Origin of the sequence: Alicyclobacillus tolerans (genome assembly GCF_900142255.1) — a bacterium.
In the GTDB taxonomy this organism is placed as follows: Bacteria; Bacillota; Bacilli; order Alicyclobacillales; family Alicyclobacillaceae; genus Alicyclobacillus_I; species Alicyclobacillus_I tolerans.
Map to the genome: position 1 here is coordinate 60966 of NZ_FRAF01000013.1, position 15890 is coordinate 76855.

Genomic DNA, 15890 nt, shown 5'->3' on the forward strand with positions numbered 1-15890 from the left:
TACGTACAATAGGAGGCGTTGTCTATGTCGACTCATACACATAAAGATGCTGTTTTGCATACATTTTTAGATCTTGTGCAGATTGCTAGTCATTCACTTCAAGAACAAGGAGTATTTGCATATTGCAAAGAGAGACTGGAAAAAATGGGATTATCCGTTCGAGAAGATAGTGCGGGTGAAAAATTAGGGGGGCAATGTGGTAATCTCATTGCCACTTTGCCTGCCAACGATTCTACTCGACCTAAAATTTTATTGATGGCGCATATGGATACGGTACAACCAGGGCAGAACGTGAAACCTGTCGTTCGTGATGAGGTTATATACAGTGACGGATCTACCGTGCTTGGAGCGGATGATAAAGCGGGCATCACCGCTATCTTGACAGCGCTTGAGCGGATTATACAAGAGAATTTACCGCATGGCCAGATTCAGGTGTTATTGACCATTGCTGAAGAAATAGGACTGCAAGGTGCTAAAAACCTGGACTTTTCTCTGATTGACGCTGATTGGGGTCTTTCTCTTGACACAGGAGGAGCACTAGGAACGCTGCCTGTAGCTGGTTCTGCACAAGCTAAATTTGAAGCCCAGTTTATAGGCCGCAGCGCTCATGCAGGAGTAGCTCCAGAACGGGGAATATCAGCCATTCAGGTAGCTGCAAAAGCAGTGGCGAATATGCCTCATGGGCGTATTGATGATGAAACAACAGCCAATATCGGTTCTTTTGAAGGCATTAGTCCGACGAATGTTGTCGCGGAGAGAGCCAGATTATTGGGTGAAGTTCGAAGTCGAAACAAGGAAAAATTACAGCGTATGCTCCAGCAGATTGAGGAAATTTTTGATACCGTTGCTAAAGAGCATGGGGCCAAGTTGGAATTTGAACAGCGTCTGATGTATGAAGGATTTCGTTATCCTCCAGAACATCCTGCTCGCCAGAGAGTGGAGCGTGCTCTACGTCTGGCCGGATTTGAACCCAATCCAGTAGAGGTTGGCGGAGGCAGTGATGCAAACATTCTTTCCATGCATAAGTTGCCCGTGCTAAACATTGGTATTGGCTATGAAGATATTCATACAACTCAGGAACATATTCAATTATCCGATATCATGTCAGCTTCCGAAGTGGCCGTTGTTTTTTGCACAATGGAGTAAACTGATTCAGGTTAATTGGAGGGAGAACCATCGTTGGATGACTGGACAGACTCTCCGCAACATCAGGATAGCAGTTTGGTGGAGACAACGGTTGATGAAACTACCCTTTATAGCGGGCGTATTCTTCAACTACAAAAACGCAAAGTACGCTTGGCCAATGGACGGGAAGCGTCTCGGGAAGTTGTTATACATCCAGGTGCAGTAGCAATTGTTGCCGAACCAGAAACTAATTATCTTATTTTGGTTCGACAATTTCGCAACGCTCCTCATGAATTGCTTTGGGAACTGCCAGCAGGGAAATTGGATGCTGGAGAAGAGCCTTCTATAGCAGCTTGTCGAGAATTACGCGAAGAAACGGGATACACAGCAAAATCGATTGAATTATGGCATTCTTTTTACACATCTCCCGGCTTTGCGAATGAGAAAATATGGTTATATTTTTCTCGTGATTTAGTCAAGTCTCAACAACAACTGGACGAAGATGAATTGCTCCATATGCATTTCTTTTCTCGTGATGAAGTTGCTGAAATGTTAAAAACAGGCGCACTAACGGACGCTAAAACGCTCATTGGAGTTTATCGATGGTTGATGCAAGGTTCTAGTAAAAAGTCATAGAGTCGCCTTTATCCACATAGAGTGAAGCAGGACATAACTTTGCTCACTGCTTCTCTCTAGCGTGGAATGGGGGCAATTCGAGATGAACGGGAATCTTCTTTTACGAAGAAAAGGAAGAGTTGATTGGCTCCAAGAAAGCATTCAACTTTTGCAAAAATTACAGAGAAAGCATGGCTCTGCCTTATTATTTCTACTGGCCATTGCTGTAACGGGTCTATTCTTTGGCGGTGTGGTTGCAGGACAAATTCCGCATCCTGAGCAAATGATTCTTGACAATCGGCTACAAAATCTCATTTCAGATGTCACAAATCATCAGTTGGCGAGCAGCAAGGAACTGTTATGGCAACGTTTAAGTGCGGATGGACGTCTGTTGGCGTTACTCTGGTTGCTTGGATTATCCATCATTGGTATACCTATTATTATTCTTTTACTTTTTCTGCGTGCTTTCTCAACGGGTTTCGCCATTGGTTACACTATACTTCATTTTGGTGTCAAAGGGCTATGGATTGCCATGTTAGGCATTTTTTTGCACGAATTTCTCGCATATTCCACTTTACTGGCTGCTGCTTTAACAGCGATTCGTTTTTCCAAGACAATTCTCATTCAGAAAATCCAGTTGAGCGACTTAATTGTCCGTGCTCTGCGATTTACGGGATACTTTATTGTATATCTGGGTGGTTTGGCCATTGCTGATTGGGTACAAGCCAGTGTGGTGCCTCATTTACTGGCAAGCCTGTTTTGAACAGGAGGGATTTTCATGCAACACGCTCGCTTTACGCATCGAAACGAAGGCTTTATCTGCGCCCATTGTGGGGTCGATGTACCACCTTCCACCTCAACTTGTCGAAACCATTGTCCAAATTGCCTTTATTCTGTACATCTTGACAATTTTCCCGGCGATCGCGCTGCAAACTGTGGAGGCTTGATGGAGCCTATCGAGATCATCCAACATTCCAAAAAAGGATGGCAAGTGGTTCATCGTTGTCAACGTTGTGGACATGAAAGTCGAAACACGCTCCATTTTGACGATCCGTTGGCTGCTGATTCATTTAATCGAGCACTGGAGTTGATGAGAAAGGGGCCATCCATATGATCCAACGTCTGTCGTCACTTTGGAGTTTTTTACGAATTTGTTTGTTCTTTTTTTCAATGGCGTTGCTTTTTCATTGGATGGTCTCCATATCTATAGCATGGCGGCATTCTTACCAACTTCCCACGCCTCTTCATCCTCCTTATATTGCTGTGTGGACGCGTACGGACGTACCTACATTCGATTTTATGTTCAATCAATTCCTACAATCGTGCCTCTCTTTTTTCCGATTTGGCAATTGACAACTATACTGTATGGAAGTGTCCTGAAAGTGCAGGACTCTTCATTTATTTATGGAATCATTTTTATGAGGCAGAAAGAAAAAGAGAGTTGGAGAACGATTAAAGGAGTCATATTGATGCATAGCTTGGTAGAACAGTTTATCAATTATTTGTCTGTAGAACGTGGACTGTCTATGAACACGCTGGAATCGTATCGAAGAGATTTAGCAGGGTTTCAGCGTTTTATGGATCAGAAGCTCAAATTGAGTTTGGAAGATGCATTAGAAGAGCATCTACAGGCATATTTAGTGGAATTGACTCAATCGGGGAAAGCCTCTTCCACCATATCAAGAAACATTGCATCAATTCGCTCTTTTTATCGATTTCTGGCCAGTGAAAATCGACAAGTGAAAAATCCCGCTCAGCGCATTGTTTCGCCTAAAATGGAGAAACGCTTGCCGAAGGTGCTCACAGAGCAGGAAATTCGGCTCCTACTGGAACAACCTCACGTTCATACTCCGGCTGGATGTCGAGACAAGGCCATGCTGGAGTTACTTTACGCTACAGGGTTACGCGTGAGTGAATTAATCAATATGAATCTGCATGATGTTAATTTAAGCGCTGGTTTTACGCGTTGTTTAGGAAAAGGGAAAAAAGAACGTATTATCCCAGTTGGTGAGATTGCTCAAAAAGCTTTGCATCGATATATTCACACGGCTCGTCCTCAATTGTGCAAAGAATCTTCTTCTAGCGCGTTGTTTCTCAATCAACAGGGTAAACGAATTTCTCGCCAAGGATTTTGGAAAATTCTTAAAAAATATGCGTATTCTGCAAAAATTTCTGAAGAAATCACACCTCATATGCTCCGACACTCCTTTGCCACTCATCTTCTCGAGCATGGAGCCGATTTAAGGGCTGTTCAGGAGATGTTAGGACATGCTGACATTTCCACTACACAAATTTATACACATGTAACGCGATCACGCATGAAAGAAGCGTATTTATTGGCCCATCCAAGAGCATGAATACGTCTATCGAAAATTGATGGAAAGTAACAAACGGGGAGTTGTAGGGATGACGTCAAAGAAACGATGGATATGGATTGTTTTGGATAGCGTCGGCTGTGGTGCGGCACCTGATGCTAGTCATTATGGGACATCAGATGAAATGTCTAATACATTAGCCCATATTGCACAGGCGAAGGGCGGATTATACGTACCTAATATGGAAAAGTTGGGGCTTGGAAATATATTGGAAATCGAGGGTGTAAAACCAAGCCATCAACCAACCGCTTATGGAAGAATGCAGGAAAAGTCCCATGGTAAAGATACGACTAATGGCCATTGGGAATTTGTAGGTGTTGTGCTGGAGCAAGATTTACCGGTATATCCGAATGGTTTTCCAAATGAGATTATTCAACCTTTTGAAGCATACGTGGGCAAACCCGTACTCTGTAATCGTCCTGCCTCAGGCACGGAGGTTATTGAAGAGTATGGTGCTATTCATATGGAAACAGGTCGACCCATTGTTTATACCTCAGCAGACAGTGTTTTTCAAATTGCGGCACATGAGGAAATCGTCACTGTCCAACAGTTGTATGATTGGTGCGAGAAAGCTCGCGCTTTATTGACCGGACCTCATGCTGTCGGCCGTGTGATTGCGCGACCCTTCATTGGTAAACCTGGTGCTTTTCAACGAACGCATCATCGAAAAGATTTTTCCTTAAACTTTGGCCATACGGTCCTTAATTCCTTACAAACTGCAGGTTGGGATATTATTGGTATCGGAAAAATTTACGATATTTATGGTGGTTCGGGTATCAGTAAGGGAATTCATACCGATAACAATGAAGATGGAATGAAAAAATTACTCCAGGCTATGCGTGAATATTCTTCCGGGCTACTTTACATCAATTTGGTTGATTTTGATTCTCTCTATGGTCATCGCAATAATCCTATTGGTTTTGCACAAGCGGTAGAGGAGTTTGATCGTTGGCTGGGAAAGGTACTTTCAACCATGCAGGATTCGGACGTTCTTTGCATTACAGCCGATCACGGTTGTGATCCGACGACGCCTGGAACAGATCATTCCAGGGAATGGGTACCGCTTTTGGTGTATCACAAGCAGATGAACCAGTTACATTCGCTTGGAGATCGCTCGACGTTCGCTGACTTAGGTGCTACGGTTGCAGAGTTTTTTGGTGTTTCATTGCCGGAGATTGGAGAGAGTTTTTGGAAATCAATTCAAGATGAAGCGATGTTTTAAAAGTATGGTTTTGCCGTTCTCTCTCATACTGAAGTACAAGGAGGGGATGAGCATGCCGAATCATGTAAAATGTGCAGTTGAAGAATGTTTATATAACCAAAATTCAGCTTGTTCAGCAGAGGAAATAGAAATACGAACTAATGGAAATCCTATTGTAGGAACATCCAAAGGTACGATGTGTGAAACTTTTATTTATAAAGATTATCGTGGGCATGGACGAGATGCCTATCATGCGCATCAAGAGTCACAACACTCCTAGAAAGCACTCTTTAATGAACCCTCCAGTATATCAGGAGGGTTTTTTATTTTTCCGTATCATATTCACACGATGGACGAGCAAACTATACGCTAGCCAGAGTCTCTTGTAACTGGACATCATGATGTCAAAGAAAGGAGCAGACAACTATGTCAGAGAAGAAACAGCAATTATCTGGAGTCAAAAAGTTGGCTGTTTTCAGTTGTCTCGTTCTGCCAATTTTCTCCTTTGTTGAACCGCCTCTTATCCAGGCATCTTCGTTATCTCAATCTGCATCCACGTATCATGTTCAAAAGGAAAAAAGTTCTTCAAACGATGATCACCAAGAAATTCAATTAGCTGCTCATGCTCGATCAGCAGTTTTAATGGAAGCTTCTACTGGCAAAATATTGTTTGCCAAAGATGAGCATGAACGATTGCCAATGGCCAGCATTACTAAAATCATGACAATGTTGTTGATTATGGAAGCTATTGACAATGGTAAACTGAAACTCACGGACAAAGTAAAGGCAAGTGAATATGCCGCGAGCATGGGAGGTTCGCAAATCTTTCTCGAACCTGGAGAAGAAATGACTGTTTCTGACATGCTCAAGGGGATTGCCATGGCTTCAGCAAATGATGCTTGTGTGGCAATGGCGGAGCATCTGTGTGGAACATCAGATGCTTTTGTACAAAAAATGAACGAGAGAGCATCTCAATTAGGCATGAAAGATACTCATTTTGTTAATTGCAATGGATTGCCTGCCGAGAACCATTATTCATCAGCCTATGATATTGCTCTCATGTCACGCGCCTTGCTAAATCACCCGGAAATTACGAAATGGACATCGGTATATAGTGATTATTTACGAAAAGACAGTGCGAAACCCCTTTGGTTGGTTAATACCAATAAGTTAGTCAAGTTTTATGAGGGTATGGATGGATTGAAAACGGGATACACAGCAGAAGCCAAGTATTGTTTGTCGGCTACTGCCAAGAAACAAGGTTTGCGCATGATAGCTGTTGTTATGGGAGAACCCAAAACGACCATACGTAATGCTGAAGTTACTGCAATGATGAATTGGGGATTTAGTCAGTATGAATATAAAGCTCTGCACGCTGCCGGTAGTACAATTACTCAGGTGGATGTGAAAGGTGGTAAAGAGAAGAAAATAAATGTCATGGTATCTAGAGCAGTAGGTTTAGTTACTGAAAAAGGTAAGCGTCCTGACATAGATGAAAAAATCATCATACAGCCTTTACAGGCGCCAATTAAAAAGGGTCAAAAGGTAGGCGAATTAGTGGTTGAAGAGAATGACCATGTTGTGGATAAAGTAGCTCTTGTAGCTGCAACATCGGTAGAAAAAGCGTCATTGTCCTATCGACTTGGCCGCTCCCTACGTTCATTCTTTTCATTTGGGCAATCTTGATTGTCGAACCATCTCAGTTGTTGACGAATGAGCACAAAAAATATTATTTCTAAGGCAATAAGTAATGAGTAACTTGAAAGTATGTTTAACTGTAGAGAGGGGTTTCCACAAAAGTCATTTTAGGAAACTTTTGAGGTAACCCCTCTTTTCATACAATATTTGAATTGTATGCGTACTCTTTTCTGATTCAAACGAGTAATTTCTCACGAAGAATACTGTTAGCCAGCTGAGTAGCAATGGTCATCATGCTGGACTGATCCCCTGACCATTTCTGAGTCCAAATCGCTTGATGGCGTTTTAATTCAGTAAACTGCGGCAAATCATTGCTGTCCACCTTTTCAAGAGAAACATCTAAATATTCTAAAGCTGTTTTATAATCTTGTTTTGAGGCTGCAACGCGAGCCAAAATAAAGTTTGCCTGTATTTGCAGTGTTATATTTTGACCGTCTTGTTGAAGAGCCATTTGTGTATCTTCAACAGCATTCTCCAATTCACCAAGAGCAAAATACGACTCAGCTCGCTCAATATATGCTCCGGCCAATCGAATGTTGTCTCTCGGAAATTCTCGCAGGTCAATTAATTGTGAACAATAGTCAATAGCCTGGCGATATTGTTTAGCACATCTCAAAATATAGGCTTGATTGATCTGGCATTGACGCATGCCTCTCAATTGTCCAGACTTTTCATATGTCTGAATAGCTTTTTCATTAAAAATCAGTGCATTTTCAAAATCCATAAGTTCCGTGTAAGTATAGGCTAATCCGTGATATGCACGAGCCATATCATTTGTGGTTCCATATTCTTCAGCAAGTTGCGTCATCCGCAAATAAGCTTCATGCGATTGTTGAATATCACCGCGATCGAGATAAAGTCGAGCTAGATTACCATATATCTTCATTTCTAGTGGCATATGCAAGGAAGGATGTTGTGCAAGCATTTCACTGGCACGAGTCCAATACATTAGTGATAATTTTTGACGTTTTCTGCGTCTTTCCAAATTGCCAAGATGAAAATAAGCATGTACAGCCGTCGCAATATCATTTTTTTCCACTGCAAAACGAATGACTTCTTCATAAGCCATAGAAGCATCTTCCAGTTGTTCTAGCTGAACATAGCATTCTGCAAGTAATTGAAATATACTCTCTAATTTGGCGTTATTTTCTTGAAATGCAGAAAGTTCTTTCAATATAGGAACGGCTTCTTCATAACGTTCTTTGTCCACCAATGAACGAGCTTTTCGGAGGCGCTGTGTCAGATCGGTGGTTGTAGTACGTTCTACATGAAATACACTAAATGGTACTCCTAATCGCTCTGCTAATTGTTCCAAAACTTTTGCAGAAGGAGTAGCTCTATTTGATTCAATTTGGCTTATCATGCTTGGTGTGACAATATTTTGACTTAATTCTTGTTGGGTCATACCTTTCTCACGACGCAAGTTGCGAATCGTTTCTCCAATGCTCGCCATACTCTGCCTCCATTAAATTTTCCTATATTGTACTATAAAAATATGTATCTCGCTCAACGGGAAATTGTCGGATTCAGACGAATTCTTAGAGCTTTTGTCGGCTTGCAGGATTCTTGCTGATGACTTAAGAATTGTTTGCCTGAATCAACAACATGCAGAGAGGGCGGACGTTGGTGTCATTGCAAACCACAACCATATCCGGAGTGCTCGTTGCTCGTTTACAGGGAGAACTCGATCATCACGCTGTAGAAAAAATTAGAGAAGATATTGAACAGACTGTACAGCAAGAGGGTATCAATCGCCTTGTCCTATCTTTCGCCAACATTCACTTTATGGATAGCAGCGGGATTGGACTTGTTTTAGGCAGATTGCGTACCATTCAAGCTCTTGGTGGGAAAATGGCTCTTTGTGAAGTGCAAAACAGTTTACAGAAAATTTTTGAGATGTCTGGTATTTTAAAAGTATTAAAACTGTTCCCTAGCGAACAAGAAGCGATTGAATACGTGAGGGGAGAGTAATATCAGTGACAGAATACCTTCAGGAAAAAGTACATGTTCAAAATTATATTCGCATGCAATTTCCTAGTTGTTCGGCTAACGAGTCTTTTGCCAGAGTAGCTGTCGCCTCTTTTGTCGCTCAACTTGATCCAACCTTAGAAGAATTGACAGAATTAAAGACTGCAGTTTCTGAAGCGGTGACGAACGCAATTATTCATGGCTATGAAAATTCGTTTGGTGAAATACGAATAGAGTGTTCTTTATATGACCAGACTGTAAAAATCACTATAGAAGACGATGGGGTAGGAATTGAAGATGTCGATATGGCTAGGCAACCCCTCTATACTTCCCGTCCCGAACTAGAAAGAAGTGGCATGGGATTAACAATTATGGAAAGTTTTGTGGATCGTATGGAAATTCAGTCTGAGCCAGGCCAAGGTACGCGAGTGACGCTGGTAAAAAGCATGGGAGGTCAAAAAACCTCTCAACGTCCTTCTTAGGAGTCGGCAAGAGATGGAACAACCAAAAGATAAAACAAAAAGAAATGCAAAGCTGGCAGATGAAGAAGTACGTCAGTTGATACAGAATAGCCAAGCAGGAGATCAAAATGCTCGTGACGAGTTGGTTTTAAGCAATCAGCGTTTGGTATGGGCTGTTGTACAACGTTTTCTCAATCGTGGTTACGAGGCGGACGATTTGTTTCAAATTGGTTGCATAGGACTTATGAAGGCTATTGATAAATTTGATCTGAGTTATGAAGTCAAATTTTCTACTTATGCTGTACCTATGATTATTGGTGAAATTCAACGTTTTCTTCGCGATGATAGTACAGTTAAAGTAAGCCGTAGTCTTAAGGAAACTGCTAAACATATTCGTCATGTCAAAGATGATTTGGCTAAAAAACTTGGCAGGCAACCCCATATCACTGAAATTGCTGAAGAAATGGGTTTAGATCCAACAGAAGTTGTGTTTGCTCAAGAGGCTTTACGAACGCCGGCTTCCATTCACGAAACTGTTTTTGAAAACGATGGAGATCCAATTTATTTAATGGATCAAATAGCGGACGATGAAAATCATGAATGGTTTGATAAAATCGCATTACATGAAATTCTGAATCGCCTGCCAGAAAGAGAAAGATTCATTGTATATATGAGATTTTTTCGTGATAAAACACAATCTGATGTTGCAGAAGTTTTAGGAATTTCCCAGGTGCAAGTGTCTCGGTTAGAAAAACGAATACTCCAGCAGATACGAATGCAATTAGAATGATACGATGGACAATCTTTATGCAAGGCGAGCGTAGGCTCGCTTTTTTTGTTGCATCCTTTTGCGTAAAGCATCGTGAAATGGGAAATCTAATGCTGTTTAGAAAGAACAAGTCATGACTAGTATTTGTTTTGATTCCAACATAAAGGAGATGAACTATGTTTTGACAACAGCAAGCAAAAACGAACAAAAAGCTTATCAACAAACCATCAAAAAATATCGTCCCGCCAAACCCATGGGTAAAAACATGATTCGAGCTTTTTTGGTAGGGGGATTGATTTGTGAGATTGGACAGATCGTGCAATGGTTTTTCGTCAAATTTGCACATTTTTCAATCCAAGATGCGGGTAACCCAACAGTAGCAGTCATGATCTTTTTAGCTGCTTGTTTGACAGCTTTAGGGGTATACGACAAATTTGCGGGATGGGCAGGTGCCGGATCGGCCGTACCTGTTACTGGTTTTTCAAATACGATGACTTCTGCAGCCATGGAACATCGTGCAGAAGGGTGGGTAGCCGGCGTAGGTGGGAATATGTTTAAGCTCGCTGGACCTGTCATTGTGTATGGTGTGGTTTCTGCCTTCTTTGTATCCCTTATTCGTTATCTTTGGATTCATCTTGTTTAAAGGAGTGTATCATCGTGTCCAAGTTGGGAGCGCAAACCTGGGAATTCCAACGTCCTCCTGTGCTCATTTCTACTGGGACAGTGGCTGGCAAATTAGAGAGTGAAGGCCCAATTGGCCATCTATTTGATGTCAAACACAGTTCTGATAGAGTAGAAAATCTTACATGGGAACAGTCGGAGCAAGTATTTTTTCAGGAGGCGGTCCATGTTGCTTTACAAAAAGCCAACCTTTTGCCTCAACAAGTGGATGTGATGGTAGGGGGTGACTTAAGTGCGCAACTGACCTCATCCTATTTAGGCCTAAAACAATTTTCTGTTCCCATACTCGGTGTCTATAGTGCTTGCGCTTCCATTTGTGAATCGCTATTTTTTGCCAGTTTTCTCGTAGAAAATGGGTTTGCCAAAGTGGCTGTTGCCGGAACATCTAGTCATACAAGTGCGGCTGAACGTCAGTTTCGCTATCCAACAGAATACGGTGTACAAAAACCGCCTACTGCACAGCGAACCGTCACTGGAAGTGGTGTAGCCATTCTTGGCGATTCACCAGCGGCTGCCCTTCCTATTCGCATTACCCATGCCACAGTTGGAAAAGTAATGGATTACGGGATTAGTAATCCCTGGGAAATGGGAGCTGCTATGGCACCAGCCGCTGCACATACGTTGACTACTCATTTTAAGGATACCGGACGTTCTCCAGCTGATTACGACTGCATAGCTACGGGCGATCTCGGTCATATTGGTCACCAAATTCTCCGCAAGTTGCTAGCTGATGAAGGTTACACTCATCTGACTCAACTAACCGATTGCGGAATACTGATTTTTGATCCTAATCAACCAGAAGTGTTTTCTGGTGGCAGTGGTGGTGCGTGTTGCTCTCTTGTAACTTTTTCGCATCTTATTGACAGAATGATAGATGGTCAATACAAACGGCTCTTGATTAGTGCTACCGGCGCTTTGCTGTCTACAATAAGTGCCCAACAACATGAGACAATTCCAGGAATTTCACACGCTATCGCGTTTGAACGTATAGAGGAGGAAGAATTGAAATGAGCCCATGGATTTTTCTTACAGCCTTTGTGGTCGGTGGATTGATTTGTGTGGTAGGGCAGCTCATTCTCGATTTGACGAGTTTAACTCCTGGACATGTCATGGTCATTCTTGTTATAGCTGGTGCTGTATTGGACGGATTTGGACTGTACGATCCACTCATTAAATTTGCTGGAGCAGGAGCTACGGTACCTATTACATCGTTTGGGAATGCTCTTGTACATGGTGCGCTGCTTGAAGCATCAACGCACGGACTGGTTGGCATTATCACAGGCATATTTGAAGTGACAAGTGCAGGAATTTCAGCCGCTATCATTTTTGCTTTTTTGGCAGCGGTGGTGGCGAAACCGAGGGGATGAGAAATCGACAGAGAAAGCGGCGCGTCATTGTAGTCACAGACGGCGACTCCATGGCTTTAAGAGCTTTAAAGATGGCGGCCAAACAGACTGGCTGCCGATTGATTTCAAGGAGTGCTGGAAGTCCAACTCCGCTCTCAGGTCCAGAAATCGTACATTGGATCCTGAGGGCTCAATCAGATCCAGTTATTATTATGTTTGACGACAATGGTAATCAATTGGACAATACTGCAGAAATCTCTATGTCGTATGTCTTGTCTCATCCCAGCATAGAAGTTATTGGTGTGTTGGCAGTTGCTTCGAATGCTCAGAGTCAGCAAGGAATTCAGGTTCATTGTTCGGTTACCCCAGATTTGCGCATTGTAACGAGTGCGGTGAATAAAGAGGGATGGCCAACACAAAGGTTTAATCTAAAAGGTGATACAGTAGACATATTAAGAAAATTCTCTATACCTATGATTGTCGGTATAGGTGATTTGGGGAAAATGCATGGAAACGATGCACCAGCCAAAGCGTCTCCAGTGACCACTAAAGCGATTCAACTTATATTAAAGACGCAACAAAGCCCACAGCATTCCTGCTTTGAACACATAGAATAAATCGGAATCGTTGGGAGGTGTCAGTATCGTGATATCCATGCTTATGTTTTTACCACGACTGTTTCGTTACTTTGGCATGTTCCAAAGTTTTATGGGTTTTGTTCGACCGCTATTTCCCCAAATGAAAAGAATTTTACGTCCTTCTTCTGCTGCAGCATGATGAGTTATATCCAGTATGTGATGAAAATGTGGACTTTTGCAGCCCCTGTCACATTAAAAATATAATGATATAGAAAGAAGGCAGGGGGAGAGTTGAATGACTTCACAAACGCCAATGAGCCTGCTTGCGCCACAAGAAAAGCAAATGCATGTGGCGCAAAAAGGACAACTTCGTTATATGCGTTTTGGTTTGAATGGGGGCTGGCAAGGAGCACTTTCTCTTCGTTTTCCAACTCGTCCTGTATTTCCATATCAACGTGCATTTGAATATCTCTCTGCCTCTCTCAAACGTTCTCCGCAACGTTTTCTTTCACTTGGTGTTGGGACAGGCACTGCGTTAGCCACTATCCAACGTCTATATCCCCAAACACTTTTGTATGGTGTTGATATCGTAGGGGAAGTGATAGAAACAGCTATCCAGCATTTTCAGGCTCCAGATCACTCAGCATGTCAATATTATCAATGTGATGCTATCCAGTTTGTCGAACAGACCCAACTTCGTTTCGATTTCATTTTTGTAGATGTTTATCTGGAGGATAGAATTCATCCAATTATTATACAATCGTCATTTCTTGATGCTTTAGAAGGAATCCTCAACAATAAGGGAACTGTAATTTTTAATTTGATTGCTAAAACTCCACCAGTCTACCCTTATACTTTGTTTTTAAAATATAGCCAGACTTTGTTTAGAAGTCGTATATGGCTGCCTGTTGGCATGCCTTTCATTGAAGGAAACTTATTATGCGTACTATCCAAAGATGCAAACCCTTTTCAATTTCATTCAGACTATCTTAGAAATATAAGATCTAGAGCGAATTTTTACTATAATTGGTTTGATCAATTAGAGTGTAAGTTGTGGATGCATCGATTACAAATTTTGAATTCATAATCATCATTTTTGTAAAAAAAAAGCCGACAGTTTTAGACATATCGGCTTATTAAATACCTTGAATATTTTTAGATACTACGCTTGATGAGTTAGAAATATTGATATTTTTGGCCATACGTCGAGCTTGCAGACGACAAAGCATAATACTGATTTCATAGAGAGCCATCATAGGTGTTGCCACACTCAAATGAGAAACAAGTTCTGGTGGACTGATGAGTGAGGCAAATACAATAATTGCAAAATATGCATATTTTCTCATTTTCGATAGCATTCTTGGTGTAACAACATGAATTCTTGTAAGAAACAAGAGCGCTATTGGCATTTCAAAAATCAAACCAAAAGGCAACGTTAAATTGACCAAAAAAGAAAAATATCGATGAGCAGTCATCACGACTATGAAATTTTCAAATGACAGTTGAAGCAAGAAATGTAATACAATTGGAAAAACAACGAAATATGAAAATGCTACTCCTCCTAAAAACATCAGGAACGCAAAAGGGAGCATGGTCATGGCTGCTCTGCTTTCTTTAGGCGATAGGGCGGGTTGGATGAATTTCCACAATTGATACAAAATAAATGGTAATGACATGCCCAATGACCCAAATCCAGCAATCATAAAGTAAATTTGAATAACGTCTCCTGGGCCAAGAACAGCAAGTTTAACATGGCCCAAAGGAGCTTCTAGAACAGAGAATATTTGGTGGACAAAGACAAGAGAAAGGATAAAAAACAGCACAACCAAAATGAGTGAATAGACGACTCTGCGACGTAATTCGGAAAGATGTTCAACTAGCGTCCATTCATTGTCCATTATTCATTCGACACCTTGGACTCAGTGTGAATTATATTTTCTCCCATATCTTCTGTTGGTTTTACAGTTGCCGCAGCAGTCGTAGCAGAAACTTCTACGGTTTCTTCGTCGCCAGTCAGTCCTTTGGTTGCTGATTTAAATTCCTTTAGCGTTTTGCCCATTGACCTTCCTAACTCCGGCAATCTTTTCGGACCAAATACAATTAGTGCAAAAAGAATAATCAGTATAAGCCCAGGAACACCAATATTTGATAACATCAGAATCTCTCCCTATTTAAAATTTGTGTGGAAGATTCTCCGGACTCTTGAATTGGAGTCCGGAGAAAGAAAGTGGAATGAATTAGTTAGGATTATAGACACCACTGACTACATTTTGAATTTGTGACTGAGTTGGTAACCAAAATGGTCCATCAGGATTACTGTCGTTTTTAGATAAGAACGGAATGAGCGCTTTAGCTACATCCGCAACAGTAGAACCTTTTGGGGGAGCTTTTTCGAGTGAAATGTTATTTGGAACACTTTCATTGGTAATCACTCTGCCCAGAACTCTATGTTCCGCTTCAACTCCCATGATCTGACCAGCTAACTGAGCAAGGTCATTCCGGCCATTGCTCGCAAATTGATATATAGCTGCAAGATAAGCTTCAATAAATGCCGTTTCCAAAGCTTCAAGAACAGCTGCAAAGGTTTGATCACTTGTAAATGTTCCTTTTGGAAAATAAAATTTCGGGTTATCTCCTGCAACGGATTTTGCTCCAGCTCCAGAAAGAATTTGCGCATGAATATTTTCTTCGTCTAGCGCTGCTCGAAGATAGGGCTGGTTGTCTTGATTGTTGGTGACTGGCAATGTAGCTGCATTCATAACACCATTGTAGTAAAATGTAGTTGCGAGTTGTTCTGCCGTTAAGGCGAGATTAATAATTTCTTGTGTGGGTTCGGCGGTAGCTGCAAAAACTTTGGTTGGTCCGGATAAAATGGGTTCAGCCAATCCTCCAAGAGTTACAGCAGCTCCCATGAACCCTGCTTTTTTGAGAAATTCTCTGCGAGTTGTACGGCTTTCAGTCAATTTTTTCACCTCATCTGTGAGATTTGTTTGATTTCGCCTCTATATACGAAGCCTGCCAAATAAAAGATCACGCAAAACCATAAATTTAAAAATTTTTTAGTAAGTCTCTT

At 41.6% G+C, this 15890-nt stretch carries 21 protein-coding genes; 17 read left to right on the forward strand and 4 right to left on the reverse strand.

Annotated elements, in window-relative coordinates; translation table 11 throughout:
• Positions 1–24 precede the first annotated feature (24 nt).
• From BUA75_RS08735 to BUA75_RS08770, 8 genes are all read left to right on the forward strand, one after another.
• Positions 25–1146, forward strand: a complete 1122-nt coding sequence (locus BUA75_RS08735) for a M20/M25/M40 family metallo-hydrolase (RefSeq protein ID WP_072874223.1) — start codon at positions 25–27, stop codon at positions 1144–1146.
• Positions 1147–1179: 33 nt separating this feature from the next.
• Positions 1180–1761, forward strand: a complete 582-nt coding sequence (locus BUA75_RS08740; RefSeq protein WP_165611981.1) for an NUDIX domain-containing protein — start codon at positions 1180–1182, stop codon at positions 1759–1761.
• 82 nt (positions 1762–1843) lie between these two features.
• Complete coding sequence (locus tag BUA75_RS08745; protein WP_083574230.1) at positions 1844–2503, forward strand: stage II sporulation protein M; 660 nt, start codon at positions 1844–1846, stop codon at positions 2501–2503.
• Positions 2504–2518: 15 nt separating this feature from the next.
• The gene (locus BUA75_RS08750; protein ID WP_072874224.1) at positions 2519–2854 is read left to right on the forward strand and encodes an RNHCP domain-containing protein; all 336 of its coding nucleotides are present in this window, start codon (positions 2519–2521) and stop codon (positions 2852–2854) included.
• A 355-nt stretch (positions 2855–3209) separates the two neighbouring features.
• Positions 3210–4097: a site-specific tyrosine recombinase XerD gene (gene xerD, locus BUA75_RS08755; protein WP_072874264.1), complete on the forward strand. Its 888-nt coding sequence runs from the start codon at positions 3210–3212 to the stop codon at positions 4095–4097.
• 49 nt (positions 4098–4146) lie between these two features.
• Complete coding sequence (locus BUA75_RS08760) at positions 4147–5337, forward strand: phosphopentomutase (RefSeq protein ID WP_072874225.1); 1191 nt, start codon at positions 4147–4149, stop codon at positions 5335–5337.
• Between the two features lie 52 nt (positions 5338–5389).
• A complete protein-coding gene (locus tag BUA75_RS08765) occupies positions 5390–5596 on the forward strand; it encodes a DUF1540 domain-containing protein (protein WP_072874226.1) in 207 nt (68 codons plus the stop codon).
• A gap of 146 nt (positions 5597–5742) precedes the next feature.
• The gene (locus BUA75_RS08770) at positions 5743–7002 is read left to right on the forward strand and encodes a D-alanyl-D-alanine carboxypeptidase family protein (RefSeq protein WP_083574231.1); all 1260 of its coding nucleotides are present in this window, start codon (positions 5743–5745) and stop codon (positions 7000–7002) included.
• Positions 7003–7189: 187 nt separating this feature from the next.
• On the opposite strand, the gene BUA75_RS08775 is transcribed toward BUA75_RS08770, so the two are convergent.
• On the reverse strand, positions 7190–8467 hold the full coding sequence (locus tag BUA75_RS08775) for a helix-turn-helix domain-containing protein (protein WP_072874227.1): 1278 nt from the start codon (positions 8465–8467) through the stop codon (positions 7190–7192).
• Positions 8468–8640: 173 nt separating this feature from the next.
• On the opposite strand from BUA75_RS08775, the gene spoIIAA reads away from it, so the two are divergent.
• The 9 genes from spoIIAA (at position 8641) to BUA75_RS08815 (ending at position 13904) form a co-directional block, all read left to right on the forward strand.
• Positions 8641–8985, forward strand: coding sequence for an anti-sigma F factor antagonist (gene spoIIAA, locus BUA75_RS08780; protein WP_083574243.1), 345 nt, complete (start codon positions 8641–8643; stop codon positions 8983–8985).
• Positions 8986–9038: 53 nt separating this feature from the next.
• Positions 9039–9464: an anti-sigma F factor gene (spoIIAB, locus tag BUA75_RS08785; RefSeq protein WP_072874266.1), complete on the forward strand. Its 426-nt coding sequence runs from the start codon at positions 9039–9041 to the stop codon at positions 9462–9464.
• Between the two features lie 13 nt (positions 9465–9477).
• On the forward strand, positions 9478–10233 hold the full coding sequence (gene sigF / locus BUA75_RS08790; RefSeq protein ID WP_072874229.1) for an RNA polymerase sporulation sigma factor SigF: 756 nt from the start codon (positions 9478–9480) through the stop codon (positions 10231–10233).
• A 148-nt stretch (positions 10234–10381) separates the two neighbouring features.
• Positions 10382–10855 carry a stage V sporulation protein AC gene (gene spoVAC / locus BUA75_RS08795; RefSeq protein WP_072874267.1) on the forward strand — a complete coding sequence of 158 codons (474 nt, stop codon included), beginning with the start codon at positions 10382–10384 and terminating at the stop codon, positions 10853–10855.
• Between the two features lie 14 nt (positions 10856–10869).
• Positions 10870–11904 carry a stage V sporulation protein AD gene (gene spoVAD / locus BUA75_RS08800; protein WP_083574232.1) on the forward strand — a complete coding sequence of 345 codons (1035 nt, stop codon included), beginning with the start codon at positions 10870–10872 and terminating at the stop codon, positions 11902–11904.
• Positions 11901–12260: a stage V sporulation protein AE gene (gene spoVAE, locus BUA75_RS08805; RefSeq protein WP_072874230.1), complete on the forward strand. Its 360-nt coding sequence runs from the start codon at positions 11901–11903 to the stop codon at positions 12258–12260. The genes spoVAD and spoVAE overlap by 4 nt, the downstream gene beginning before the upstream one ends.
• Positions 12257–12856: a stage V sporulation protein AE gene (locus BUA75_RS08810; protein ID WP_072874231.1), complete on the forward strand. Its 600-nt coding sequence runs from the start codon at positions 12257–12259 to the stop codon at positions 12854–12856. Before spoVAE ends, BUA75_RS08810 begins: the two co-directional genes overlap by 4 nt.
• A gap of 28 nt (positions 12857–12884) precedes the next feature.
• The gene (locus tag BUA75_RS16390) at positions 12885–13016 is read left to right on the forward strand and encodes a hypothetical protein (protein ID WP_255567434.1); all 132 of its coding nucleotides are present in this window, start codon (positions 12885–12887) and stop codon (positions 13014–13016) included.
• 96 nt (positions 13017–13112) lie between these two features.
• Positions 13113–13904, forward strand: a complete 792-nt coding sequence (locus BUA75_RS08815) for a spermidine synthase (protein WP_072874232.1) — start codon at positions 13113–13115, stop codon at positions 13902–13904.
• A gap of 49 nt (positions 13905–13953) precedes the next feature.
• On the opposite strand, the gene tatC is transcribed toward BUA75_RS08815, so the two are convergent.
• The 3 genes from tatC to BUA75_RS08830 all read right to left on the reverse strand — a co-directional run bounded on the left by tatC (position 13954) and on the right by BUA75_RS08830 (position 15780).
• Complete coding sequence (tatC, locus tag BUA75_RS08820) at positions 13954–14715, reverse strand: twin-arginine translocase subunit TatC (RefSeq protein ID WP_072874233.1); 762 nt, start codon at positions 14713–14715, stop codon at positions 13954–13956.
• A complete protein-coding gene (locus BUA75_RS08825) occupies positions 14715–14972 on the reverse strand; it encodes a twin-arginine translocase TatA/TatE family subunit (protein WP_072874234.1) in 258 nt (85 codons plus the stop codon). The genes tatC and BUA75_RS08825 overlap by 1 nt, the downstream gene beginning before the upstream one ends.
• Before the next feature lie 82 nt (positions 14973–15054).
• Positions 15055–15780, reverse strand: a complete 726-nt coding sequence (locus tag BUA75_RS08830; RefSeq protein ID WP_072874235.1) for a ferritin-like domain-containing protein — start codon at positions 15778–15780, stop codon at positions 15055–15057.
• Positions 15781–15890 lie beyond the last annotated feature (110 nt).